Consider the following 23,899-nt stretch of genomic DNA (forward strand, 5'->3'; position numbering starts at 1 on the left):
ATACATTAACTGGAGTATAAATAAGGGCACTGGTCGTTAATTACAATGCCTGAATACTGTTTTCGTCAATTTCAGCGCTAAATAGCTGTTGAAATTGTACTATATTTTCATCACTGGTGATCACATCAATCGCTTGCTGGTGACGACCTGCATCAATTTTTTGTTGAATCAAATAAGGTGAGTCAATCACCCCGCTAGCAAAATCAATATTAAGCTCAACGTTGTGTCCATAAATACTAGATAACGCCACATTTAACTTTTGACGTAACATTGGCGTATCTAAGTGCTTTTGCGATTCATCCACTTCAATATGGAAATGATTGTCTTGTTTGGTAAAAATTGAGTGCAATGCAAACTGGCGCATACGTCCGCCAAGTTCCATACGCTTTATTAAATAGGCCCACTCGTCTTGTTGATGGGCAAATCTAATTTCACTAATTGGGCTTTGAAAATCATCTGGAACCACAATACTAGGCTTTTGTTCAACAACAGGTGCTGGTTTTTGCGGGTTAATTTGCTCTAATAGCTCCGGTGCTAAATTTTCAGTAATCGTTTGATGCTTTGCTTTAAAGTCAACTTTACTGGCTGGCTTATTTGCTACCTGAGCTTGGCTCCCCTGTGCTGGGAGCTGAGGCTTTTTTTGCAGGTCATCGCTCACCTCATTATCCCATGGCGGTGGCTGCTGCGATACAGTTTGTGCTTCATTGCCCACCGGACGACTAAATTCGGATTTTGTCGGTGCTGGTTTTTCTTCAGTTGGCTTTTCAATAGCGGCACTTGAAAGCTTACCGGCACCCGAAATGTTTCTATCGCGTAAAATACGCGCTATTGCTGACTGTGCTCGCGCTTCTTGCTCACCCATTGATGACGCAGACTGTTCTGCGTTACTCGTGGCATTTGCTAACTCAGGGTTAAACCCTTGATCAACAGCGCTACTCATTACATCATCGTATTGTGCGGCAATGGTTTGTTCTACATCACTGTGCTGCATGTAGGCATCATCTTCGCTTTGACGCTGCGCTTGTTCATCACTTATTACAGGAGGGTTATCGACAATTTGAGACTGACTTTGTACCTGGCTTTGCTCAAGTTGTGTTTGGCTATTATCAGGCTGTGAAACCTCAGGCTCAGCGGCTTTTGTTGGCTGCGTATTACTTGCTAATGGCTGAGTTTGAGGAGTATTACTCTGCGCTGGCTTATTTTTATTTAAAATATCACGCAGTGCATTAGCCCGCCCTGCACTATTTTGCTCTGGCGTAGCTTGTGAGCTAGGTTCAGGTTGATTGGTTTGCAGCTGCGTAGGTTCAAATGCTAGCAATCTGAGCATAATCATTTCGAACCCTAAACGAGGCTCAGGTGCCCATTGTAAATCTTTTTTGCCGTTAAGTAATAGCTGGTAATACACTTGAATTTGTTGAGCATGGGTATGCGCTGCAACATGCTCAATGTAATCAGCGTTATTGCTATCAAGCGCCGCCGCTTCAGGGACTAATTGACTCAATTGAATCACATGCGTTAGCGCAATTAAATCGTCAAGCAGCGCAATGTAATTTGGATTTCGGCTAGCGACTTGTGCAACTTCATTCATCAGTGCAGTGCCATCTTGCGCTAATAATGCAGCAAGTAAGCTCTGACTGTAATGCGTGTCCATTAAACCAAGCATGTCTTGTACCGCTTGATTTTTAATATCACCATTTGTTTGAGCAATCGCCTGATCGGTCAGACTTAATGCATCTCGCATACTACCATCGGCCGCTTTGGCAATAATACTTAGCGCATCATTATCAAAGTTAAGCTGCTCATGAGTAAGCACATGCTCAAGCTGTTGCTTAATCTCAGCTTGCGACAATGCATTCAGATTAAACTGTAAACAGCGAGATAAAATAGTCACTGGTAATTTTTGAGGATCGGTGGTTGCGAGCAAAAACTTCACATGCTCAGGCGGCTCTTCAAGCGTTTTTAATAACGCATTAAAGCTGTGCTTTGACAACATGTGTACTTCATCGATGAGATATACTTTGTAACGTCCGCGCGTTGGCGCATATTGAACGTTATCGAGGATCTCACGCGTATCCTCAACTTTGGTGCGTGAAGCCGCATCTATTTCGAGTAAATCAATGTAGCGCCCTGCCTCTATATCAACACAGCTACTACATTGACCACATGGTGTGGCAGATATCCCCTCATCACAATTTAAGCTTTTGGCAAAAATACGAGCAATGGTGGTTTTACCAACACCACGGGTTCCAGTGAATAAATAAGCGTGATGCAGTCTATTTTGAGTCAGCGCGTTTACCAACGCCTGTTTTACATGAGACTGCCCAACCAATTCATGAAAGGTTTGAGGACGCCATTTTCTCGCTAGAACCTGATAACTCATCGATTATTCGCCTTCGAATTCAACCAATTTTAAAATATTGATGCCCATTTTTTCAATGCGTTGCTCACCACCAAGCTCTGGAAGTGATACAACAAAGGCAGCATCTGTGGCGTTTCCGCCTAATTTTGCAACCAACTTGGCTGTTGCTTCAATTGTACCACCGGTCGCCAACAAGTCATCGACTAATAATACTTTATCACCGGCTACAATCGCATCAGTATGAAGCTCTAGTGTATCTTCGCCATATTCGAGTTGGTAATCTTGGCGAATAACTTCGCGCGGTAATTTACCGGGTTTACGAACAGGGATAAAAGGGATACCCAAGGCATAAGATAGCGGTGCACCAAAAATAAAGCCACGTGATTCAGTGCCGATAATTTTAGTAAAACCTTGGTCTTTATAAGCATCAATAAATGCATCTATGGTTGCTTTAAACGCTTCAGGGTTTGCCATTAGGGTTGTTACATCGCGAAACATAATGCCCGCTTTAGGATAATCAGCAATTGTAGTAATGCTGTTTTTGATAATTGCTGGTGTTACTTGAGTCATAATTTTAACTGCTCAATGATTAATATTACAAAGCAGGTGATTATAACCTTAAGTGGTCGTAAATTGCGAGTTTGCGATAATTATAAAGTGTCGGGAGAGGGAAGTGATAAAAATGTAAGGCTGATGAAAAACAACAGCCTTAAAATAAAACCTGATTAAGTTAAGCTGGTGATCCAACCTAAAATGGCATTTAAACACCCTATTCCAGCAAATACGGCTAAGAATGCAAAAAAGTAAGCCGCATTGAACGGGTCTTTAAAGTCTTTATCATCTGACATGGGTACAACCTTTTATTAAGCACAACAAATAAAGGCGCTATAATAGACGATGTGAAATAATCAATAAAGAGCTTAGTCTTGATTTTTTGTCACTATAATTTGCCGCTGTGCCATAGCTGTTAAGGTACTCAGTGCCCCTTGTGTTATTTGCTCTAGATTAAATTGTGGTGCATTTTCACTAACCTGTTGGCAAACTTGCTCAAACGTAATCCCCGCATCATTTTCAATAATAGACAGTAGCATGGCGGTCATGGCGTTGGTTGCCAAAAATTGCACTTCATCATCCTCATCGCGATAAACAACAAAGAAATACGGCTGCTCTGAAGGCTGTTGAGGTTGAAATTCTTCACTAATATGTTGCACGGGATAGTCGTAGCTTAAGTTACGCGCTGTTTTAGATAAATACAAAGGAGAATGAGTAAGCTTGTTGTCGCTCAGAACAACCTCAAGGGGGTCAGCCTTCATTACAGACACGTCTAGTTCAATCCATTCATAATGGGCTAGCGCCAGCATAAATACCGGATCAGACTCTTTAGGTACATAGCTTGTCATTAAATAGGTAATAAATTCTTCACCAATATCTAAAAAATAAGGAGACTGGCAATCATGTTCACTAAAAAATTGACGAACCAGTAATAGCCACTGTTGATCACTATAGAGTGTTTTTAAAACTGGAAATGCCGATGAAACAAAGCCATTAATATTATTAAAAAACAGATCCCGGTAAATGGCCATTCGTCTGTCTTCAACATCAGTTGGACAGGGCTGCTTATTAGGCTCTCGAATATGGGCCATAAACTCATTTTGTACATCAATAAAACTCATAACAACAACTCTTTTGAAACCCTAAAATAGCAAGTACTTGTTAAGCATAAAAAGCTAAGCGCTTTGTGCTGTTGATAACAACTTAAGATGCTTTGCTTGTAATTGATGGATTATATCCAACTCTTTGATTAACACATTAATAGGCGGAATATTAAAATCTCGCTCTAGCAGTGTGGGAAAAACACCATGTGCTTGATATGCGCTATCGAGCAATTGCCAGACAGGGTCGATAACATCAGCACCGTGCGTATCGATAATGAGATCATCAGCTTCATTGTAGTGACCTGCAACATGGCAATAGGCAATTTTATTAGTTGGTAGCCCACTTAAAAACGCTTGTGCATCATAACCATGATTAATCGAGTTCACATAAATATTATTAACGTCTAATAGCAGCTGGCAGTCTGCGTCTTCTAAAATAGCATTGGTAAATTCAAGCTCTGATAGTTGCTGGCCAGGGGCCCCATAATAAGACACATTCTCCAGCACAAGTGGTCGCTCTAATATATCTTGTACCTGCTTAACCCGGGAAACGACATGTTTAATCGCTTCTTCAGTAAAAGGAATTGGCATTAAGTCATACATATGGCCTTTACCTGAGCAATAGCTTAAATGTTCGCTATAGGCCTTAATATTGTGGTGATCAAAGAAAGATTTTAACGACTTTATAAATTCAATATCGAGCGGCTCAGGCGAGCCAATAGAAAGTGACAAACCATGACAAACAAAGTGATTATTATTAGTTAACTGTTTAAATTGCTTTTCAAAGCGCCCACCTAGCTTTAACCAGTTCTCTGGAGCCACTTCCATAAACTCAATTTGTTTTGGTATAGCATGCTCAAGCTCATCAAGCATTTCTCTTCGCAAGCCTAAACCGACCATGCCAAAGTTAGGCGTTTGATTTTGAGCCATAATAAAACCTCATATTAAATAAAAAGGGCCTAATGGCCCTCTCACTTATCTGAAAAAGAAAAGTTTAGTGGCTACCACCACATTTACCTTCGCCACATTTGCCTTCTTTTTTGGCCTTAGCATCGCCACCACATTTACCTTCGCCGCACTTGCCTTCTTTTTTAGCCTTAGCATCGCCGCCACATTTACCTTCGCCGCACTTGCCTTCTTTTTTAGCCTTAGCATCGCCGCCACATTTACCTTCGCCGCACTTACCTTCTTTTTTGGCCTTAGCATCACCGCCGCATTTACCTTCGCCGCACTTGCCTTCTTTTTTCGCTTTAGCGTCGCCGCCACATTTTCCTTCGCCGCACTTGCCTTCTTTTTTCGCTTTAGCGTCGCCGCCACATTTGCCTTCGCCGCACTTGCCTTCACCAGCGTCTAATTGATAACCAGCTACCATTTGTTGAAACTCAAATGGATTAGCTTGAACATCAGTACTCGCCATACTTGCGCTGCCAACAACCACTGCGCCTAATGTTAATGCAATTGAGTTTTTCTTTATTGTATTCATTTTTAATTACCTTTTAAACTTGTTGAACATCATTATAAAAGTAGACCGGTATTAAACTAAAAACTTTCAAATTTTCTATTTTTTTTGCAAATAAGTTATTTAACTAACCATGAACTTTAATAAGCGTTTTATCAATTTATGATTTACAGGTAAACTGGCGCTCCTTTTTTAGTAATACATTAATCACACTATGAAACTTATTTTAGCACCCATGGAAGGTGTCGTTGACTTTAAAATGCGGCAACTACTTACCGACATAGGCGGCTTCGATCTTTGTGTGACCGAATTTATCCGTGTTGTAGATACTTGCCTTCCAGATAAAGTATTCCACCGTTATTGCCCTGAACTTAAAAATGCGGGACTCACTCGTAGTGGTACTCCGGTTCGTATTCAGTTATTAGGCCAAGTAGCCGACGTATTAGCAGAAAACGCTGTAAAAGCAATTGGCTTAGGCTCTCATGGCGTTGATTTAAACTTTGGTTGCCCAGCAAAAACAGTCAATAAAAGCAAAGGCGGTGCTGTATTACTCAAAGATCCAGAACATATGTACTCGATTATAAAAACGGTAAGGGATGCCGTTGATGATGAGCATGAAGTAAGTGCTAAAATTCGCTTAGGTTTTGATGATGATAGTAACAGCCAAGAAATTGTCGATGCCGTTGTTAGCGCGGGTGCTAACAGCATTGCTATACATGCACGTACTAAACGCGATGGCTACAATCCACCCGCCTATTGGGAAAAAATTCCTCCTTTGGTCAAAGATAAAAAAATTGCAGTGGTCGCCAATGGCGAAATTTGGCAAATACAAGATGCACTTTTATGCCAAAAACGCAGTGGTTGTCGTGATTTGATGATTGGTCGTGGCGCCCTTTCACATCCTGATCTCGCAAGAAAAATTAAAGCGCAAGTTAATAACGAAAGCTACAACGAGCTCACTTGGGAGAATATTTTACACCATATTATTCATTCATCTATGCACCAAACAGCTAGCAAAGATAATAAATATTTTGCATCTCGAACAAAGCAATGGCTTGGTTATTTAAAACGCCAATATCCACAAGCTGGGCTATTATTTGATGAAATTCGTCGTTTAAAAGCAAAGGATGAGGTAGCCGAAGTATTAAAGAAATATGCGAAAGCGCCACAATTTGATGCAAATCATAACACCTAAACAAATCTAAATAGATAATAGCAGTATCACTACAAATTAACTTAAGGGTTATACTGCTAATGCACCATCAGCAACGACTAAACGATGAAATAGAAAGTGTTAAAGCAACGATATTAGGTTTGTTGTCACAATCAACTCACCCTACACATCAAAACTTACTCTGCATCCTAACCCAAACATCTAATGAAGAGTGGCTTGATTTAGCCGCTCAACAATTAGGTAATGAGTATAATCCGTTAATTGAACGAATGAACAAGCTTGAAGCAGCAATTAGTCAAATAGATATTGGTCAATATGGCTACTGCTGTGACTGTGAAGAGAAAATATCAGAGCAGCACTTAGAAAGAGACCCTGCTACTCAGCGGTGTGATAAGTGCGCTAAGTAGTAGCGCACTTAAGTTTAAATGAGTAATTGCGGTGCAAAACTAAATGATTGCCCTGGATAAAAAATAATATCCTCAACTAATATTCTCGCATCTTCTTCACTAATATTGAGACGTTTTAGTAAATTTAAGCGCGCTTGCGATAATGTCCACGCGTGGTAATGCACCCCAAGATCAGTTTCCATCATCGCTAAATAGAGCCGCTTATCTGCTGCCGTTAATTGCTTAGTACTAGCAAGTTGAGGTAGTAGCCTATAACCCGTTGACCAATCTAAACCTAATACTTGCGTCTCTTTTAAAAATGTTTCGCTAAGCTGCGATACATCAGACGTACCCACCGTTAATTGCTCGGTTGAGCTTTGCATTGTTTTAAATTTACTATCTATAAGGCTTAGCCACTCAAGCGGCGAAAGTACATCATTTGCAAAATAATTTAGTTTACTTTGGTACCACTGGCTGCCATTAGCAAGACCAGACAACCCAATGCTGCCTCTTGGCTTATACTGCATTAAGTAATTATTTAATACACTCAGAGACTCATTAAGCTCAATAGGTGTGTCAGTACTATTAATTGCTTGCTGCACATAGTGCTTTAAATAATTATGCTCTATTTTATTAAGCTTTAAGTTACTTTTCTCAGCGGCTTGTAGCTGTGATTTAACAAATATCAGCCACTGCTCAATGTTTTTATACTGAGCATCATTTTTAACTATCGAAAGCATGTTTGATAGCACATCAGTGTGTGCAGGCCATGCAAAATAACGCTCTGGAAACCGCTCAGCAATCACCAAATAATTTACTTGATGAGTTTGTGCAGCAGATAACTTCATTTGCATTAGCTGCTGGTAAATAGCGTGGCGACGCGCTAAATATGAATCAGTAAAAGGCAGTTGTTCATTACTGAGCCCTGTACTGTTTAAGTTCTTTTGTGCACTTAAAGCCGTATTAAGTGATATTAACGCGCTTTGTGCCTCTTTATAAGATGAAAACAAATCTGCTGGCTTTGAGCATGATGCTAAAAGCAAACAAAAGAGCAATGGAATAATAGGCGTTTTGTTCATGTTAATTCCAATAAAAAAAGCCCCAATGGGGCTTTTTAAAAATACTAGAGTACATTAAATATTAAATTTTAACACCGTTGCGAGCGGCTTTATCTTTAATATATGTAGCCCAACCTTTTGCAAATCTACGTGTGGTTGGATCGTCCATAGCTTTAGTAATAGCAGCATGTGCTTGCTTATACTTGCCTTGGTAGTAAAACGCTTCAGCTAAATCTGAATATATAGTACCTTTTTTGTCAGAGCCAAGCTCTAACGCTTTGTTCAAACGAACAACGGCAGCACTAAATTTTTCAGATTGTAGAAGTAATGAACCGGCTTTGCGATAAAGCTCAGCATCATTATCAAATTTAGCAGCTTCTTCGTAGTACTTAGCAGCCTTCTCTATATCTTTCGAACGATGGTAGTTACTAGCAATCGCACTCATGTTTTGCTTAGTGCGTTTAACTTTTTCTTCTTTAACGGCCTTTTCAAGCGTTACAGCTGCTTTGTAAGGAATTTCGTTTAAAGAGTAAAAATTAGCTAGAACTTTGTATTCAACTTCGTTTTCAAAGTAACCGTTCTTGTAAGCAACTTCCATAGTTGCTAGGCCTTTTTTGTATTCTTCGGTTTGTAAATAATACTTACCTAAGCCTACCCAAGACTTTTTGTCTTCAGGCCATACACGAACGATTTCTTCAGCAACTTTAACCATATTTTGATATTGCTTTTGCTCAAAATAGGCAGCTAATTTAAGTTGATAAGGAGCTTTATTAGGCTCTTTTGCTAACTTAATTGCTTTGTTTGCCGGCTCGAGAACCTCATTAAACTGTTTAAGCTCATAGCTTGCTTGCGCAATACGAGTGTAAACTTTTGGGTCTTCTTCGCCTGTAAAGTCCATCCAATCAGAATATGCTTGCTTTGCAGCATTGTACTGTTCAGTACCTGCATACATGTCACCTAAGGTTTTTAAACCTTGAGCCTGATCAGCAAAGTTTAATACATCTGGAGCAATCGCTGCTTTCATATACTTAATAGCAACTTTGTACTGCTCTTTTTGAGCATACATGCTGCCTAAGTAACGATTAACAGTTGCTTTGTCAAAGTCGTTAGACGGATCTAACTCTTTTAATAAAGCGATTGCACCATCAACATCATCTTCATTATACAAATCAAACGCTTTAATTACTTTTTTACCAGTACGTTCGCCCATGATTTTAGTTTTTGCTTTCTTACGCTCTTCAATTTTCGCGTAATCTGGCGCCGCTAAAACAGGTGCAGTTAATGCTGCACCTGACACAGACATAAGAATTGCAAGTGCAGTTACTTTAGAAAAATTTCTCATTACTCGCCTCCTTAGTTGCCTTGGTTAAGTTTAAAGTCTAGTTGAACTTGTAAACCAACTTGCTTTTGTGGTTTGCCGTCAATGATCTTAGGACGGTATTTCCACTTGCGCAATGCACGTTTAGCTTCACGGTCAAAGATACGTTTTGGATCTGCGTCGATTACATCAACGTCAATCACACCACCTAACTCATCAATTGTGAATGAAAGTTGAACCCAACCTTCTTTACCATCACGTGCTGCTTGTGTTGGATATTTTGGTTCAATACGAACGATCGGTGTCGCATCACCATCTCGTCCAAATGCACCTGGACCACTCAGTCCACCAGCCGTGCTTCCCACATCGATGCTTGGCATATTAAACGACAAGCTCGTACTTGGGTTGCTGTTTTCCGGCTGTGGCGGCTGCGGTTTAGGCGGCTGCTTTGGCGGTGGCGGAGGCGGAGGCGGTACACGCTTCCTCTCTTGCACCTTAGATTCAGGCGGATTCGTCATAATTTCGACTATGATCTGCTCTTTTTGTTCCGTATTACGGTCAGCCCCACCAGAGATGAGGTATGCCATGAAGTAGAACAAGCCGAAAGTAACTGCCCCACCTGCAATCAGTGAAAACAGAAAACGAATCATTACTGATCTCCAGCTATTGAAATTCTCAGGTTATCACCTGTCGCTTTAATCTGGTCCATCACTTTAACCACTGTGCCATGTTTTGCTTCTTTATCAGCTTGCAAAATTACAACATCTGTAGGTTGTTCTGCTAATAAACTTTCAATTTTTGCTGAAACACGTTCAACATCAACTTGCTGTTTATCAATCCAGATTGCACCGTCATTACGAATAGCAATAAAAATATTAGCATTTTTTTGCTTCGTAGCTTGGGCAGCTTTTGGTTTATTGACCTCGATACCAGCCTCTTTAACGAACGATGTAGTTACGATAAAGAAAATAAGCATGATAAATACGATGTCAAGCATTGGCGTCATATCTACCGCTGCTTCTTCTTCTTCACGAAAACGTTGTTTACGTGCCATATTTAATTCTCTCTCTAGTGATGAGGCATACTATCTACAAGTTTGGCTTTCACCATTCTCGCTCTTGCCTCAAGGCGTGAGCTAAAGAATACCCCAGATAGTGCCGCAACCATTCCAGCCATTGTTGGGATTGTTGCCATTGATATGCCTGATGCCATTAAACGTGCATTACCTGTACCTTGGGTTGCCATGGTTTCAAAAACCGCGATCATACCCGTAACAGTGCCAAGTAAGCCTATTAAAGGACATACAGCTACTAATGTTTTAATCAACAACATACGCTGATCTAATTTTTCAGACGCTTCAGAAATCCATGCTTCACGGATTCTGTGTGCGTACCAAGACGTAGTGTCTTGGCGGGCATCCCACTTGGCTACAATATCCTTCGTTAAACGAGGAAATTCAGCAAGTAGGAACCAATAGCGCTCAATCATTAAAACCCACATAAGAAAGAGTGCTATCGCGACCACGTATAAAACCTGGCCGCCTGTGCCAACAAAATCCCTGATAGATTCCCAGATCTCCATCAGGACTAGCATTAGGCTTTCTCCTTCTCCGCGTGAGTCGCGATGATACCCGCGCTTTGCTCATCAAGGATGTGTAATACCGACTTACTACGACCTGCAACAATAGAGTGAAGTAGGATAAGTGGTAGAGCTGCAATTAGACCTAGCGCTGTAGTTACAAGTGCTAGAGAGATGTTACCAGCCATGATCTTCGGATCGCCCGTACCGAACAATGTGATTGTTTGGAACGTTAGGATCATACCGATTACCGTACCTAGTAGACCTAGTAATGGTGCGATAGCAGCAAGGATCTTGATGATGTTAATACCCGCTTCGATGCGTGGCGTTTCACGAAGAATCGCTTCATCGAGTTTAAGCTCAAGGTTTTCAACATCTTGGTTTTTGTTGTCAGAGTACACTTTAAGAATACGACCCAGTGGGTTATTTGTATTCGGTGTAGACAAGTTCTTAAGCTGACCTTTGATCTTAGAAGTAGTAAGCGCTAAATCAACGAAACGTACTAAGAAGATTAAAAGACCTACAACAAGTAATACTGTGATGATGTAACCAACTTCAGCACCTTGCTCGTAGTACTCCATAAGAGACTTTTTCTGAGTGTTAATACGTAAAATTGCACCACGTGTAGGATCCACGTATACGCCAGCGTAGTTATCAGCTGAAGTACCTTCTAAATCAGAAATACCTTTAAGGATATAGCTGTCAGGTTGCTTACCTAGAGGCTGAATAGATTTAGTCTCTGGTGAGTAGATTAAGTATCCGTCGTCTGTAACTAAGTTGAAGTTACCGATACGTGTTACTTTTTTCATAGACGGGTTACCGTCAAGACCAGCAACTTCAGTTTCAAACGTTGAAACTTTTGCTGATTCAGTCATTTCTGTTTGAAGTGAAATCCAAAGTTCTTCTAATTCACGAACAGTTGGAAGTTCTTTAGCTGCTGCTAATGAACGAAGTACTTCAGCACGACCTGGTTTTTCAGCACTTACTAAAGATGCTTCAATTGAACCAATCGCATCTGCTGCTGCACGACGAACAACACCAAACATTTCACCTAACGTACCTTGAGCGTTTTGAAGAGCTTGCTCTTTTTCCGCTAAAGTATTTTCGTTTTGTGCATATTCTTTGCTAAGACGATCACCACGTGCTTTTTCAGCAGCTAGTTGGCTTTTCGCTTTGTTAAGTAACGCTTGCTTATCAGCACGATCTGACAAGAACTCTTGTTCACGTTGCTTATTGATTTTTCCTTCAGAGATACGCTCTTGCTTTACTTGCTCAAGAATTTTATCTAAAGCGTCAGTATTTGCATGTGCATTAAGCGCGGTACCGGCAGAAACAGACAGTACTGCTGCAACAGCAAAACCTTTAAATAGTTTCTTCATTATTGATTACTCCGCGCCAAAAATTGGTAGTTTAACAAGTTCTAGTGTCGCTTGCTTACGTGCCATACGGATCACTTCTTTAACAGGTTTTAGGTATTCTTCACCTAATTCTTTCCACTGTTTAGTGTTGTTATCCCACACCCAAGCGTGTTTTAGATCGAATGATTGCGCTACGTAAGTAATACGACCTAAACGACCGATATCAACGTTAATGCTACGACCATCAACATCTAAAGTACCTTGAGAAGCAGTTACAGCTGAGCTGTATGCTGTTTCAACAGTGTATGCTTCAAGAACCTGACGGAACTTTTCAGACGTTGTTACAGATGCAGATGCCATGATCTCACGTAATCTTTCAACGCGTCCAAGACGAGTTTCAAGGTTAAATGGAACGTCCGCTTTGATGAATTGCTCAAGCGTATCGATCATGCGATACATCAAAGGCACAACGTTTTGTTTAGTGTTATCGATAGTCGCGATTTGACGATCGAACGATGCGATAGACGCGTTTTGGTCTGCGACCAAACGTGCTACGTGATCGTTGTACACTTTCATAAGTTCAGTCTCATCAACGATGCTACGGTACTCAGCGATTAGCTCCTGAGTTTGACCATATACATTGTCAATTTTAGTTTGAGACTTAACCGCAGCCTTTTGAATTGTTTGACCTGCTTTTTGCACGTCATTCAAAGGATCTGCAATCACATTGCTGCTTGCAAATGCAAAAGCGCCAACCAACGCAGTTGCTACAAGACTCTTTCTGATTTTAACAGACATAGTTCCCAACCAATTAAGTAATGTTACTTTTATAATTTAATTATCAACCCGCTATGGGGAAGACAACCCTGATATCTTTTAATAGATATCAACTTACCAATAATGCTAAATGCATCATGTCATGTCAACTTCATGTTTAGCATAACCTATAAATAAATCAGCTTGTTTGTAAGATATTTACTGGGCTTGAACAAAAAAATTAACATTATTATAACTAACGTGATAAACACAATTTCTGTAAGCCCTGATATAGTAAGAATAACGATAACCACCACTGTTAATGTAAACAAAAATATAACATTTAAAATTAACTTAATCGTTGCTGAAAAAAATTAAAAATAAGCTAATTTTCTGTCCCGAATATTCATTTCGAAGGTTTTTTAACGCTTTTTACACAAAAAATACAGCTAATCGTTATTATTAGGTTATTCATCGCATAATAATAATGACGTGCAGATTTAATAAAAAGCAATACAAAGGAGGGGAAGATGATTACAAAAAATCATTTTTATTAACACCTGTGTTTTTTATCTTTATTGGCCTAAAGGTCTTATCTATTTTTAATATTTTTCCAAGCCCCAATCTCAACCTTAAGCAGTTGTATCATCCCTGAAGGATTAGAGTCAGATAGACTAATCGTAAGGTTAAATAAAGAATCTTTAATGCCCGATAGAATATTTAAATCATCAAGGTTTAAATTAAATAGATAGATAGATAGATAGATAGATAGATAGATAGATAGATAGAAGTTTAACTGAAGAAAGGTATAAAAAAGGAATGGTTTAGAAAGTTCAATAAGTTGTGCAGATTTTAATAAATTATGGTGAAACAGGTTAGTGCTTCACCACGATGAACTTAGGTTCACATAATAAATTATGCTACTTCTACGTTCTCAGCTTCTGGGCCTTTTTGACCTTGCTTGATGCTGAAAGTCACTGCTTGACCTTCGCTAAGAGTGCGAAAACCAGAACCAGTGATTGCGCTGAAATGTACAAACACGTCAGGACCATTTTCTTGTTCAATGAAACCAAAGCCTTTAGCTTCGTTGAAAAATTTTACTTTACCAGTAACCGACATACTAAATTTTCCTGTAAGTCAATAATTAAAATTCAGCCATATTATTATGGCAATATCCTCCCTGAGTCAATGCCCAAAAAACTGGAGGTGATAGTACAGGAAGAAGTAATAACCAAACCGGTAACCTTAAACGCAGCACAATACCGTAATTCAATACGCAAAAACTCAAAGCCAATTAAGGTTAACACATTAATATTTTTTTAGCTCTATTAATTGGGATTTATTTTTGAAGATTCATCGATTTATTACTTTCTTTGTAAGTTTCTAATTTTTAACGGGATAAACAGTTCATAATTTGTGTTTTTTATAAACAGAGTGTATTTTTTTAAAATATGGCCGATCTGCACAGCTTTTTGCTAACTTAAAATAAAAAAACCACCTTAGTTTTAGGTGGTTTTAAATTCTAATTATTTAACTTGCCAGTCAATAACACTATCTGCTTTGATTGGTACAACTTCTGAGTCCCCTAGCGAATAACTTGCTGGCACTGTCCAAGGTGCTTTCTCTAAGGTAATAGTGTCTTTATTACGCGCTAGACCATAAAAATCTGGGCCGAAGTGACTTGCAAAGCCCTCTAACTTATCAAGCGCCCCAGCCTCTTCAAAAGCTTCAGCATAAAGTTCAATAGCTGCGTGCGCAGTATAAGCACCCGCACAGCCACATGCTGCCTCTTTTTTGTCTTTGTAATGCGGGGCTGAATCCGTGCCTAAAAAGAATTTTTTACTACCACTTGTAGCTGCCGCCATGAGCGCTTGTTGATGAATATTACGCTTTAATATAGGTAAGCAATAATAATGTGGGCGTATACCCCCTGCTAGCATATGGTTGCGGTTATATAACAAATGATGCGCAGTAATTGTAGCTGCTACATTAGCCGAAGCATTTTCAACAAACTCTACCGCATCTTTTGTTGTTATATGTTCAAGGACAATTTTAAGCTCAGGAAAATCTGCGACAACGTCGCCTAAAATAGTATCTAAAAACACTTTTTCACGATCGAATATATCAATAGAAGAGTCAGTAACTTCACCATGTACGAGTAAAAGCATGCCAACTTCTTGCATTGCTTTTAATACTGGATAAATATTTTTTACTGATGTTACACCAGAATCTGAGTTAGTTGTTGCGCCCGCTGGGTAGAGTTTAGCTGCAAAAATTTTACCTGTCGCTTTTGCTTTTTTTATTTCATCAGGCGTCGTTTTGTCGGTAAGGTAAAGCACCATTAAAGGTTCAAACTGCCCTTGAGGTTTTGCAGCCATAATTCGCTCTCGATACGATAATGCGGTTTCTGTACACGTTGCTGGCGGAACTAAATTTGGCATAATAATCGCGCGGCCCATATAACGGCTAATATCACGCACCGTATCTTTTAACTGATCTCCATCACGTAAATGAACATGCCAATCATCGGGTCTAGTAATCGTTAAAGTTGTCATTTTGCTCGTCATCGTAAAGTCCTAATGCTTAAGTTAACTGATCATAGGCATATGGTGATTTCGAGTAAAGGGCTTATTAGAAATAATCCTCAGATACTACATATAAAGTTAACTTTACACTTGATGATTCTCATTTACCGTTTTATTTTGTAGAAACGTTAATATTAGGTTAACGTATGTACCTTTAATAATAATTATAAGGCCTCCCAAAGCTGCCTATGTCGAATACTATCGATACCACTAAAGCGCTCGAAACTAAAACGGATCAATTGAGTATAATTAATCAGTTCTCATCAAGTTTATTGCAACTGAATACGTTAGAAACGCTTTTTAGTTACGTCACCACACAAGTTGTTAATCGACTTGGGTTTGTAGATTGTGTTATCTACTTAGCAGATGACAGTCAGTCTTTGCTAAATCAAGTAGCTTCTATGGGTATTAAAAACGGGCATATCAGTTATCAATCTGAGCGAAAAATCATTCGCTTTAGCGAAGGCATTACAGGTTATGCAGCATCCACAGGGCAAGCTTTAATAATTGGCGATGTAACTAAAGACAACCGTTATATAGCTGATGAGCGCCCGGCTCAATCAGAAATATGCGTACCCTTGATATACAAAGATCGTGTCCTAGGGGTTATAGACTGTGAGCACCCAATAAAAAATTACTTTACTAGTTCACATTTAGAGATTTTAACCACCGTAGCTCACTTACTAAGTGCAAAAATCAATCAAGTGAATACCGTTAATAGTTTGCAAGACACTGTTATGCAGCTAAACAATGCACAAAAATTAGAAAGCAGCCTATTGCAAATAGCTAATTTAACTTATAAAGCACAAAATTTAGACACCTTCTTTCAATCTTTGCATGCGATTATTGACAGCTTATTGACTGCGAGTAACTTTTTTATTGCGCTGTACGACAAAAAAGAAGACGCGCTCGACTTTGTTTATACTGTTGAAGGCGGTGTACAAACAAATACCCACAAAGTTATTTCAAAAGAGCAACTAAAAGAAACAGCCTCTTACTATTTGCTGATTAATGAACGCCCACTGTTACTCAATAAACAGCAATACTTTGAACATATTGCACAAGGTCATTTTAAGCTAGTAGGTGAACAAGCGGATTCATGGCTAGGCGTGCCTTTTAAAGTTAATGAGCGCATGAGTGGCGTTATTGTCGTGCAAAGCTATGACAATCAACATTATTACAATGAACATGATAGCTCGTTGCTAACCTATGTAAGTCGACAAATAAGCATGGTTATAGATAGGCATTTAGCTCGTCAAGAGCTTGAGCACAAAGCGCTGCACGATGAGCTAACTGGGCTTGCAAACCGTTCGCTGTTAATAGAAAGGATGAAGCATGCAATTTTACGCCTAAATCGCGCAAAAAAAGGCACATTTCATGCCCTGCTCTATCTGGATTTTGACCGCTTTAAAAGTATTAATGATTCATTAGGCCATGAAGTAGGCGATCACTTTTTAATTGCTATATGTAAGCTTATTACTGAAACCGTTCGCAATACCGATACTTTCTCTCGCTTAGGTGGCGATGAGTTTGCTATTTTCATGGAAAATCTTAGTCATCGTGATCAAGTAAACGTTGCCCTGACTCGTATTAAAACGGCACTATCTGAACCCGTTAATATTGATGGCCATTTACTGCAGCCGTCCACCAGCATTGGCGTAGCATTTAGTGACAACGTAAATGATGAAGCATTTGTATTATTACAACAATCCGATGCGGCTATGTATGAGGCAAAATCATCAGGACGTGGTCAAGTTAAATTTTTTAATAATGTGATGCGTAATAAGCTAAAAACGCATGCAGATCTTGAAAACGACTTACAGCACGGTATTGAGCATAATGAATTTGAACTGTATTTTCAGCCTATATTTACTATTAACAGTAGTGAAGTTATAGGGTTTGAAGCTCTCGTACGTTGGCATCATCCAAAGAAAGGGTTTGTATCACCGAGCGACTTTATTCCAATTGCAGAAAAGACCGGGCAAATTATTAACTTAGACTTGCATTTACTCGACCTCGCAGCGCAACATATTGCTTTGTGGCAACAACAAGGTCATCGCTTTATACGTGTCACGGTTAATGTATCGTCTCGACACTTTGCCAGCTTAGAGTTTGTAGAGCAGCTCCATGAAATTTATAAAAAACACCAACTACCATTAGGCTCATTGTGTCTTGAGATAACAGAGTCGGGGTTAATTGAAAATTTAGAATTAGCGACGCAAATTATACAAGGATTATCGCCTTTAAAAGTGTTGCTTTGCCTAGACGATTTTGGCACTGGCTACTCTGCCTTAGGTTACTTGCATCAACTGCCTATTCATGTGCTAAAAATTGATAAAAGCTTTATTGATAATTTAAAAACTACTGCCAACCCGTTAATAGATGCTATTTTAACCTTAGCTATTTCTTTAGATCTTATTGTTATAGCCGAGGGAATAGAAACTGCTGAACAACTTACTATTTTACAAAAAACCCAATGTGATTACGGGCAAGGCTTTTTAAAATCAAAACCGGTTACAGCAAAAGAGGCTATTTCACTAATACACACCCCTCTTTAAGAAGCTAAGCACAGCTGGAATTTACAACCTCAAGTATTCAGGATTAAACTGACCGCTGTGCTTACTCGCTTTAATACTCTTAAATAATTTAACCCAGTTTGTAAGAGCATACCAATTAAGCCTTGATGCTAACCTTAACAACATGTTTTACAACAACATAGTAATTGTTAAAAACATAACTTATTCCATAACCAAACTCACCCTACTCTGTTTTTAATTTCTGTTTAACTATTAAACCTAATTTATGTAATTCACCGATATAAAAATTCATTACAAATTTTTAGATAACATTAGGACCTATTGATTTCACAATCATCGACAAGCCCCCATTTAACACCTTATTTAACATGAGCTAAATTCAACAACAAAAAAATAACAAAAGATCATCTGACTGTGTAAAGTTAATAAATTTAATGTTTGTAGTAAAAAACACACCAAACCTCATTATTATAGCCATCTAGACGTTGAAACGATTTTTATATAGGCGTAGTATGTAGTTAATCTAAGCAATACTCACCATAGCCATGAGATTTATTAAAGATGATTGACATTAAACACCTGAAAACTATAGCGACCCTCAAAGAAACGGGATCGTTAGTTAATACAGCCCGCGAGCTATTTTTAACTCAGTCAGCTTTATCACATCAAATCAAGGACTTAGAAAATAAATTAGACTGTCAGTTGTTCGAGCGAAAAACTCAACCCGTCCGATTTACACCTCAAGGTATGTTGTTACTTGAATTGGCACACGACATATTACCTAAATTAGAAGCAACTAAATGCCGATTAAAAGAAAGTTTAAATCAGCCAATATCACAGTTGCGTCTAAGCGTAGAATGTCATGCCTGTTTTCATTGGTTGTTGCCTACTATTAAAGAGTTTAATAATTTTTGGCCTGACATAAAGATTGATTACGAGCGTGGTTTTAGCTATGACGCCATCCCAGACTTATTAAATGATGAATTAGACCTAGTGCTTACATCAGATGTGCGTGAACCCGACAAACTAGAATACGCCCACCTATTTGACTTTAAACTTAAGCTAATAGTGGCGCCGGATCATGACTTAGCTAAAAAAGCCTACGTAACTGCGCTTGATTTAAAAAACGAAACTATTATTTCTTACCCTATTCCGCGTGAGCGCCAAGATATATTTAAGCATTTTATTCAAAATGCGCGTTTTGATGGCACGCTTAAAACAGTTGATCAAGGTTTACTTATATTTCAATTAGTCAGTGCAGGTATGGGGGTAGCGGCCCTACCCGACTGGCTAGTTACCCCTTATGAAAGCCAGGGGTTAATTAAGTCAATTCCATTGGGCGCGCTTGGTTTAACCCGCCCGATGTACTTAGCGATGAAAAAAGAGATGAAAGACAACCCTGTTTACCGTCACTTTTTAAACACCTGTAAATTAAATAACGGTCGATAAATCTTAAGCTTATGAGTAACATATTGGTAAATATATTCAACCGTGTTACTCATTATGTTTGAACTTAAAAAAATACTGGGCGGCTTACTTATGCCGTTACCATTACTGGGCTTGCTCAGTCTAATACTACTTATTTTTGCACTCAAACAACGAAAGCTTGTTATTACCTTATCTTTTTTGAGTCTCGCAACCTTACTACTTGCCAGCACGCCTTGGTTTGCCAACTTATTGATTAAACATAATCAACCTACTTCATTGGCTTTTAATTTCCTTAAGCACCCCAAAATAGACAAAATTGTGGTGCTTGGCTGTGATATAAACCCTAACCCGGCACTCAGCGCTAATAGTCAGCTAGGAAATTGTGCATTAACACGTTTAGTGGAAGGCATTAGGCTCACAAATATATATCCGCGAGCTCAGCTAATTGTATCGGGTGGGGGTTATGAAAAAATCACCAACAGCGCACTCATGTATAAAACGGCAATTAGCTTGGGTATTAATAAAAATCGTATTGTACAAAATCCAAACGCAATGGACACAGCGCAAGAAGCCGCATTTTTAGCCTCAAAACTTGTCGACTATAATACCGCTTTAGTTACTTCTGTAAGCCATATGCCCAGAGCAATAAATTTATTTAATGCACAAGGTATCACTGTGATCCCTGCAGCAACTGACTACCACAACTTTGCCGCTTACCCGTGGTACAAGCAACTCATACCCAACGTAAAAGCATTATTAGTGGTAACTCAATTTGCCCATGAAGTTGTCGGTGATGCATGGATAAAAATACGTCGTACAATAAATCCGGAAGCTCTTTGATTTATTAAATCTTTATTTAGCTAAATATATTACCCCCTGAAAAACTGCGGTGATTAGTTTATTAACAGGGGGTATTAAAAAATAAAAAACACTATTAGCTATAAACAAATCTATATTTGTTATTGTTGATGGGTTTTAACCTCTGCAGCTTGGTTCCAAAGACGATACAGTGTGAGCAAGAATACACAAAGAAATAATAAGCTGAGGGCTGTTAGGTTCTCAACCCCAAAAGAATCAAAGGTAGCGCCAAAAGTAAAGCCTCCACCAACTAAAACAACGACCCAAGCCAGTGCAGAGCATGTATTTAATAGGCTAAAACGGCGCCAACTAATCGAGGTGAGCCCAATCGGTAGAGCACCAATAGTACGAAGCCCTTTTGGATACCGATATAAAAAAATGTAGGCAGTGCCATAACGATTTGCAAGCTCAGAGGCTGTTTTAAATAACCGACCTAGTCGGTTTGGCTTTTCAAGCCATGTAGTGCCATATGTTCTTGCGAGAGCAAATCGTAATTCATCCCCCAAATATCCGCCCATAAAAGCTACCAGAGCAACATAGCCAACATCAAGTGCACCGGTATGTGCAGCATAGCCTGCAAATAAGGGTAACCACCCACTTTTTAAAGCACAATAGCCAAAAAGTAACAGATAAACCAACAACCCATATTGCTGTATTAAAGCTAACATGCCTTCCATTTTATACCTTTATTTTGGATTGCCTGGCGGCGAGAAAATAACATTTTAATTTAAACGGGATAATTGCAGCGAAAGATCTGTTATGTACCAATGTAATAGAAGCTTCCTGTGGTTTGATAAAGTAGTTAGTTTTTTTGAAGATTTTAAATAACCTACTCAGGATAAATGATGAGTAGGTTACATTAATGACATTGCTTTTACGGCAAGCGTTTACACTGGGTTATCTATATCAATAAATGTTACGTCAAAACTATATTGCTCTGCGAGAAGCTCTCCCAGCGCTTTAATACCGTATCGCTCGGTGGCATGGTGACCTGCAGCAAAAAAGTCGATATTTTGTTCGCGTGAACTGTGAATAGTTTGCTCTGATGCCTCACCGGTTAAGTAAGCATCTAACCCCTGCTCGGCTGCTAAGTCAATATACCCTTGCCCACCACCAGTGCACAGCGCAATGGTTTCAATTTTATCATTACGCACTAAGCTTTTTAGTGGCTCGCGATTGAGTACTTGGCCTATTTTTTTAGCAAATTCGCACCCCGTTATCGGCGTTTTTAACCGCCCTCTCATTGCGACACTGTTATTGACTGGCTCTAAGCCTGCTTCGATCTCAATATCAAGTAATTTCGCTAGCTGAGCGTTGTTGCCAATTTCAGGGTGAATATCTAAAGGTAAATGATAGGCAAATAAATTGATGTCGTTAGCTAAAAGCGCAGCCACACGACGTTTTTTCATGCCAGTGATTGGTTGCGACTCACCTTTCCAAAAGTAGCCATGGTGTACCAAAATAGCATCGGCATTTTTTTCAATGGCGGCATCAATAAGTGCTTGGCTTGCTGTAACACCGGTTACTATGGTGCGTATCTCATCTTTACCTTCTACCTGAAGTCCGTTTGGACAAAAATCGTTAATGGTTTCTGGTTTCAATAACGTGTTTAACAGTTGATTAAATTCTCTACGTTGCATACTACTTACCTTACTTTGCACTGAATTTTGTACAAATTTTGGCGGTTATGCGCTAAAAATGAAAGGAAAATCGCAAAAAATTGAAAAACAGTTCTAAAATAGGTATAAATACCTCTTCTTTATCTGTGAAAACAACGTATAGGGTCTCTGATGAGCAAACTAGACAAAACAGAAGTGTTATCTGCCTTTGAAGCTGCATATGAAGCTGCCAACGGTAAAAAACCTGAAATAACAACTAAACCTGGCTGGTACAGCGTTGATGGCGGCAAGAATATGCGCCTAGCTGATGTAGCAGAGCTGACTAAAGAATTAAGCTCTGGAAAGTCTACAAAAAAAGCTACAGTAAAAGCACCTGCTAAAAAAACTAAAAAAGCTGCTCCTGTAAAAGCACAGAAAAAAGCGCCTTTCACCGTGATCACTGAGAACGAAGAAGGTTACACAGCAGAAGAGCTTTGGATAGTAGAGCTTGCTCGTAAAGATCACGACTGTCGCCTACCGCGCGGTGTAGTGTAATTTACTGAGAGCTCAGTTTAAAAGAAACCGCGTTAAGCGGTTTTTTTATGTTTAGTTTCTATCAATAGCTGCAAAAACCAGGTCGCAACTAAACCACACAACACAATAAACACTGTCCCCGCAAGTACTGGCATTATTAAAAAATCCCAACTTTGGCTAGACTCTATGATTAAGATAGGGTTTGCACCGTCAGCAGGATGTATTGTTTTAGTGATCATCATCAAAGTTATAGCAATACCCACAGCCAGCCCAATCATAATCGCACTATCAGCACTATAATAGCTAAAAACAATCCCAATCATTGCGGTCAGCATATGCCCCCCTATTACGTTTTTTGGCTTAGCTAATGGGCTCTGTGGTACGCCAAAAACAAGTACAGCTGTTGCGCCGAATGGCGCCATTAACCAAATACCGTAATCACCCATATAATTTAGCCACGCCAAAAAACCCAAAACAAAAGTAGAAAAAACACCTGCGATTAATGCCGACTTTATTTGCTCACTATGCATATTACCTCCTCAAAAGTAGACAGACTTGTCTACATCTGCAATATAGACAAGTCGGTCTACCTATGTCAAGCTGTGTTTTTACTGCTCAAATTTGGAATATCATGGATAAACAACAACAAATAATCAGTACGGCACTGAGCCTTTTTTATAAAAAGGGTATACACGCTGTTGGTATTAATGAAATTTTAGCTGTATCCGGCATTGCAAAAAAACCTTATACAAGCACTTTGAAAGCAAAGATGCGCTTATTTGTGCATGCCTAGTCGCACGTGACATGCGCTTTAACGCTTGGCTGAAAAAAATATGTCTCCAGCCAAGTGCTATATTAGTCGCGCAAGCAATTTTTTTCGGACTGAAAAAGTGGATTAATAATGAGGTTTCAGAGTTAGGTAACTTTAATGGCTGTTTTTTTATTAATACTGCAGCTGAATACCCTACAGAGAATGACCCTATTGCCAAACTTTGCAAACAGCATAAGCAAACGAACTTTGAGATTATACTGTCAGCTCTTTTAGAAACCCCTGAATTTGCTCACAATAGAGAAAAAGCAATTGAAGCCGCACACCATTTACTCATTTTAAAAGAAGGGTTTATAAGTAGAGCAAAAGTGATGCATGATATATCAGTAGCTCCACCTAGTGATAATGTTTTAAAAGCGATAGTAGCAGTTGGTTAAATAAGTAAATACAATATAAAAAAAGCGGCTAAATAGCCGCTTTTTTACCAGT

Annotated in this window: 26 protein-coding genes; 8 read left to right on the forward strand and 18 right to left on the reverse strand. The window is 39.2% G+C overall.

Going from position 1 to position 23,899, the window contains the following annotated elements; genetic code table 11:
* Positions 1-40 precede the first annotated feature (40 nt).
* The 6 genes from dnaX to AB8618_RS09340 all read right to left on the reverse strand — a co-directional run bounded on the left by dnaX (position 41) and on the right by AB8618_RS09340 (position 5,497).
* On the reverse strand, positions 41-2,380 hold the full coding sequence (dnaX, locus tag AB8618_RS09315) for a DNA polymerase III subunit gamma/tau (RefSeq protein WP_413402396.1): 2,340 nt from the start codon (positions 2,378-2,380) through the stop codon (positions 41-43).
* Between the two features lie 3 nt (positions 2,381-2,383).
* Positions 2,384-2,929 carry an adenine phosphoribosyltransferase gene (gene apt, locus AB8618_RS09320; protein ID WP_008109316.1) on the reverse strand — a complete coding sequence of 182 codons (546 nt, stop codon included), beginning with the start codon at positions 2,927-2,929 and terminating at the stop codon, positions 2,384-2,386.
* A 155-nt stretch (positions 2,930-3,084) separates the two neighbouring features.
* Positions 3,085-3,207, reverse strand: a complete 123-nt coding sequence (locus AB8618_RS09325) for a hypothetical protein (RefSeq protein WP_008109320.1) — start codon at positions 3,205-3,207, stop codon at positions 3,085-3,087.
* A 72-nt stretch (positions 3,208-3,279) separates the two neighbouring features.
* Positions 3,280-4,032 (reverse strand): DUF2063 domain-containing protein, encoded by a 753-nt coding sequence (locus AB8618_RS09330; RefSeq protein ID WP_413402399.1) that lies wholly within the window; start codon positions 4,030-4,032, stop codon positions 3,280-3,282.
* Between the two features lie 54 nt (positions 4,033-4,086).
* Positions 4,087-4,944: a DUF692 domain-containing protein gene (locus AB8618_RS09335; protein WP_413402401.1), complete on the reverse strand. Its 858-nt coding sequence runs from the start codon at positions 4,942-4,944 to the stop codon at positions 4,087-4,089.
* Between the two features lie 64 nt (positions 4,945-5,008).
* A complete protein-coding gene (locus AB8618_RS09340; protein ID WP_198523331.1) occupies positions 5,009-5,497 on the reverse strand; it encodes a hypothetical protein in 489 nt (162 codons plus the stop codon).
* Between the two features lie 190 nt (positions 5,498-5,687).
* Here AB8618_RS09340 and AB8618_RS09345 point away from each other — a divergent pair, with 190 nt between their 5' ends.
* Both AB8618_RS09345 and AB8618_RS09350 read left to right on the forward strand, forming a co-directional pair.
* Positions 5,688-6,668, forward strand: coding sequence for a tRNA-dihydrouridine synthase (locus AB8618_RS09345; protein WP_409423350.1), 981 nt, complete (start codon positions 5,688-5,690; stop codon positions 6,666-6,668).
* Between the two features lie 59 nt (positions 6,669-6,727).
* Entirely contained in the window at positions 6,728-7,054 is a 327-nt protein-coding gene (locus AB8618_RS09350; RefSeq protein WP_409423351.1) for a TraR/DksA C4-type zinc finger protein, read from the forward strand.
* A 14-nt stretch (positions 7,055-7,068) separates the two neighbouring features.
* Here AB8618_RS09350 and AB8618_RS09355 read toward each other — a convergent pair whose 3' ends face one another.
* The 9 genes from AB8618_RS09355 to pyrC form a co-directional block, all read right to left on the reverse strand.
* The gene (locus tag AB8618_RS09355) at positions 7,069-8,112 is read right to left on the reverse strand and encodes a hypothetical protein (RefSeq protein WP_409423352.1); all 1,044 of its coding nucleotides are present in this window, start codon (positions 8,110-8,112) and stop codon (positions 7,069-7,071) included.
* A 61-nt stretch (positions 8,113-8,173) separates the two neighbouring features.
* Positions 8,174-9,433: a tetratricopeptide repeat protein gene (locus AB8618_RS09360; RefSeq protein WP_138609409.1), complete on the reverse strand. Its 1,260-nt coding sequence runs from the start codon at positions 9,431-9,433 to the stop codon at positions 8,174-8,176.
* 11 nt (positions 9,434-9,444) lie between these two features.
* Positions 9,445-10,059, reverse strand: a complete 615-nt coding sequence (locus tag AB8618_RS09365; protein ID WP_010388569.1) for an energy transducer TonB — start codon at positions 10,057-10,059, stop codon at positions 9,445-9,447.
* Positions 10,059-10,463, reverse strand: a complete 405-nt coding sequence (locus AB8618_RS09370; protein ID WP_138609413.1) for an ExbD/TolR family protein — start codon at positions 10,461-10,463, stop codon at positions 10,059-10,061. Before AB8618_RS09370 ends, AB8618_RS09365 begins: the two co-directional genes overlap by 1 nt.
* A gap of 14 nt (positions 10,464-10,477) precedes the next feature.
* Positions 10,478-11,002, reverse strand: coding sequence for a MotA/TolQ/ExbB proton channel family protein (locus AB8618_RS09375; protein ID WP_004588135.1), 525 nt, complete (start codon positions 11,000-11,002; stop codon positions 10,478-10,480).
* Entirely contained in the window at positions 11,002-12,366 is a 1,365-nt protein-coding gene (locus tag AB8618_RS09380; RefSeq protein WP_010388563.1) for a MotA/TolQ/ExbB proton channel family protein, read from the reverse strand. The genes AB8618_RS09375 and AB8618_RS09380 overlap by 1 nt, the downstream gene beginning before the upstream one ends.
* A 6-nt stretch (positions 12,367-12,372) precedes the next feature.
* Positions 12,373-13,143 carry a DUF3450 domain-containing protein gene (locus AB8618_RS09385; RefSeq protein WP_013465204.1) on the reverse strand — a complete coding sequence of 257 codons (771 nt, stop codon included), beginning with the start codon at positions 13,141-13,143 and terminating at the stop codon, positions 12,373-12,375.
* A gap of 873 nt (positions 13,144-14,016) precedes the next feature.
* Entirely contained in the window at positions 14,017-14,220 is a 204-nt protein-coding gene (locus AB8618_RS09390; protein ID WP_004588138.1) for a cold-shock protein, read from the reverse strand.
* Positions 14,221-14,627: 407 nt separating this feature from the next.
* Positions 14,628-15,668, reverse strand: coding sequence for a dihydroorotase (gene pyrC / locus AB8618_RS09395; RefSeq protein ID WP_178956235.1), 1,041 nt, complete (start codon positions 15,666-15,668; stop codon positions 14,628-14,630).
* A gap of 206 nt (positions 15,669-15,874) precedes the next feature.
* On the opposite strand from pyrC, the gene AB8618_RS09400 reads away from it, so the two are divergent.
* The 3 genes from AB8618_RS09400 to AB8618_RS09410 all read left to right on the forward strand — a co-directional run bounded on the left by AB8618_RS09400 (position 15,875) and on the right by AB8618_RS09410 (position 20,491).
* Positions 15,875-18,244: an EAL domain-containing protein gene (locus tag AB8618_RS09400; RefSeq protein ID WP_409423354.1), complete on the forward strand. Its 2,370-nt coding sequence runs from the start codon at positions 15,875-15,877 to the stop codon at positions 18,242-18,244.
* Positions 18,245-18,784: 540 nt separating this feature from the next.
* The gene (locus AB8618_RS09405; protein WP_413402409.1) at positions 18,785-19,672 is read left to right on the forward strand and encodes a LysR family transcriptional regulator; all 888 of its coding nucleotides are present in this window, start codon (positions 18,785-18,787) and stop codon (positions 19,670-19,672) included.
* A 54-nt stretch (positions 19,673-19,726) separates the two neighbouring features.
* On the forward strand, positions 19,727-20,491 hold the full coding sequence (locus AB8618_RS09410) for a YdcF family protein (RefSeq protein ID WP_409423356.1): 765 nt from the start codon (positions 19,727-19,729) through the stop codon (positions 20,489-20,491).
* 119 nt (positions 20,492-20,610) lie between these two features.
* On the opposite strand, the gene AB8618_RS09415 is transcribed toward AB8618_RS09410, so the two are convergent.
* The gene (locus AB8618_RS09415) at positions 20,611-21,177 is read right to left on the reverse strand and encodes a DedA family protein (RefSeq protein WP_418157298.1); all 567 of its coding nucleotides are present in this window, start codon (positions 21,175-21,177) and stop codon (positions 20,611-20,613) included.
* Positions 21,178-21,396: 219 nt separating this feature from the next.
* Positions 21,397-22,149, reverse strand: a complete 753-nt coding sequence (locus AB8618_RS09420) for a Nif3-like dinuclear metal center hexameric protein (protein WP_413402412.1) — start codon at positions 22,147-22,149, stop codon at positions 21,397-21,399.
* A 150-nt stretch (positions 22,150-22,299) separates the two neighbouring features.
* Here AB8618_RS09420 and AB8618_RS09425 point away from each other — a divergent pair, with 150 nt between their 5' ends.
* Positions 22,300-22,662, forward strand: coding sequence for a hypothetical protein (locus AB8618_RS09425; RefSeq protein ID WP_413402414.1), 363 nt, complete (start codon positions 22,300-22,302; stop codon positions 22,660-22,662).
* Between the two features lie 32 nt (positions 22,663-22,694).
* Here AB8618_RS09425 and AB8618_RS09430 read toward each other — a convergent pair whose 3' ends face one another.
* Positions 22,695-23,171 (reverse strand): HPP family protein, encoded by a 477-nt coding sequence (locus AB8618_RS09430; protein WP_409423360.1) that lies wholly within the window; start codon positions 23,169-23,171, stop codon positions 22,695-22,697.
* Between the two features lie 101 nt (positions 23,172-23,272).
* Here AB8618_RS09430 and AB8618_RS09435 point away from each other — a divergent pair, with 101 nt between their 5' ends.
* Entirely contained in the window at positions 23,273-23,434 is a 162-nt protein-coding gene (locus AB8618_RS09435; RefSeq protein ID WP_409423361.1) for a hypothetical protein, read from the forward strand.
* 11 nt (positions 23,435-23,445) lie between these two features.
* Complete coding sequence (locus AB8618_RS09440) at positions 23,446-23,847, forward strand: hypothetical protein (protein ID WP_409423362.1); 402 nt, start codon at positions 23,446-23,448, stop codon at positions 23,845-23,847.
* Positions 23,848-23,899: the final 52 nt, after the last annotated feature.

Source organism: Pseudoalteromonas sp. RW-H-Ap-1 (genome assembly GCF_048318575.1).
In the GTDB taxonomy this organism is placed as follows: Bacteria; Pseudomonadota; Gammaproteobacteria; order Enterobacterales; family Alteromonadaceae; genus Pseudoalteromonas.

Bases quoted from the DNA above. Each gene is read 5' to 3' on its own strand.
- dnaX (WP_413402396.1), bottom strand. From the start codon at position 2,380: ATGAGTTATCAGGTTCTAGCGAGAAAATGGCGTCCTCAAACCTTTCAT.
- apt (WP_008109316.1), bottom strand. From the start codon at position 2,929: ATGACTCAAGTAACACCAGCAATTATCAAAAACAGCATTACTACAATT.
- AB8618_RS09325 (WP_008109320.1), bottom strand. From the start codon at position 3,207: ATGTCAGATGATAAAGACTTTAAAGACCCGTTCAATGCGGCTTACTTT.
- AB8618_RS09330 (WP_413402399.1), bottom strand. From the start codon at position 4,032: ATGAGTTTTATTGATGTACAAAATGAGTTTATGGCCCATATTCGAGAG.
- AB8618_RS09335 (WP_413402401.1), bottom strand. From the start codon at position 4,944: ATGGCTCAAAATCAAACGCCTAACTTTGGCATGGTCGGTTTAGGCTTG.
- AB8618_RS09340 (WP_198523331.1), bottom strand. From the start codon at position 5,497: ATGAATACAATAAAGAAAAACTCAATTGCATTAACATTAGGCGCAGTG.
- AB8618_RS09345 (WP_409423350.1), top strand. From the start codon at position 5,688: ATGAAACTTATTTTAGCACCCATGGAAGGTGTCGTTGACTTTAAAATG.
- AB8618_RS09350 (WP_409423351.1), top strand. From the start codon at position 6,728: ATGCACCATCAGCAACGACTAAACGATGAAATAGAAAGTGTTAAAGCA.
- AB8618_RS09355 (WP_409423352.1), bottom strand. From the start codon at position 8,112: ATGAACAAAACGCCTATTATTCCATTGCTCTTTTGTTTGCTTTTAGCA.
- AB8618_RS09360 (WP_138609409.1), bottom strand. From the start codon at position 9,433: ATGAGAAATTTTTCTAAAGTAACTGCACTTGCAATTCTTATGTCTGTG.
- AB8618_RS09365 (WP_010388569.1), bottom strand. From the start codon at position 10,059: ATGATTCGTTTTCTGTTTTCACTGATTGCAGGTGGGGCAGTTACTTTC.
- AB8618_RS09370 (WP_138609413.1), bottom strand. From the start codon at position 10,463: ATGGCACGTAAACAACGTTTTCGTGAAGAAGAAGAAGCAGCGGTAGAT.
- AB8618_RS09375 (WP_004588135.1), bottom strand. From the start codon at position 11,002: ATGCTAGTCCTGATGGAGATCTGGGAATCTATCAGGGATTTTGTTGGC.
- AB8618_RS09380 (WP_010388563.1), bottom strand. From the start codon at position 12,366: ATGAAGAAACTATTTAAAGGTTTTGCTGTTGCAGCAGTACTGTCTGTT.
- AB8618_RS09385 (WP_013465204.1), bottom strand. From the start codon at position 13,143: ATGTCTGTTAAAATCAGAAAGAGTCTTGTAGCAACTGCGTTGGTTGGC.
- AB8618_RS09390 (WP_004588138.1), bottom strand. From the start codon at position 14,220: ATGTCGGTTACTGGTAAAGTAAAATTTTTCAACGAAGCTAAAGGCTTT.
- pyrC (WP_178956235.1), bottom strand. From the start codon at position 15,668: ATGACGAGCAAAATGACAACTTTAACGATTACTAGACCCGATGATTGG.
- AB8618_RS09400 (WP_409423354.1), top strand. From the start codon at position 15,875: ATGTCGAATACTATCGATACCACTAAAGCGCTCGAAACTAAAACGGAT.
- AB8618_RS09405 (WP_413402409.1), top strand. From the start codon at position 18,785: ATGATTGACATTAAACACCTGAAAACTATAGCGACCCTCAAAGAAACG.
- AB8618_RS09410 (WP_409423356.1), top strand. From the start codon at position 19,727: ATGTTTGAACTTAAAAAAATACTGGGCGGCTTACTTATGCCGTTACCA.
- AB8618_RS09415 (WP_418157298.1), bottom strand. From the start codon at position 21,177: ATGTTAGCTTTAATACAGCAATATGGGTTGTTGGTTTATCTGTTACTT.
- AB8618_RS09420 (WP_413402412.1), bottom strand. From the start codon at position 22,149: ATGCAACGTAGAGAATTTAATCAACTGTTAAACACGTTATTGAAACCA.
- AB8618_RS09425 (WP_413402414.1), top strand. From the start codon at position 22,300: ATGAGCAAACTAGACAAAACAGAAGTGTTATCTGCCTTTGAAGCTGCA.
- AB8618_RS09430 (WP_409423360.1), bottom strand. From the start codon at position 23,171: ATGCATAGTGAGCAAATAAAGTCGGCATTAATCGCAGGTGTTTTTTCT.
- AB8618_RS09435 (WP_409423361.1), top strand. From the start codon at position 23,273: ATGGATAAACAACAACAAATAATCAGTACGGCACTGAGCCTTTTTTAT.
- AB8618_RS09440 (WP_409423362.1), top strand. From the start codon at position 23,446: ATGCGCTTTAACGCTTGGCTGAAAAAAATATGTCTCCAGCCAAGTGCT.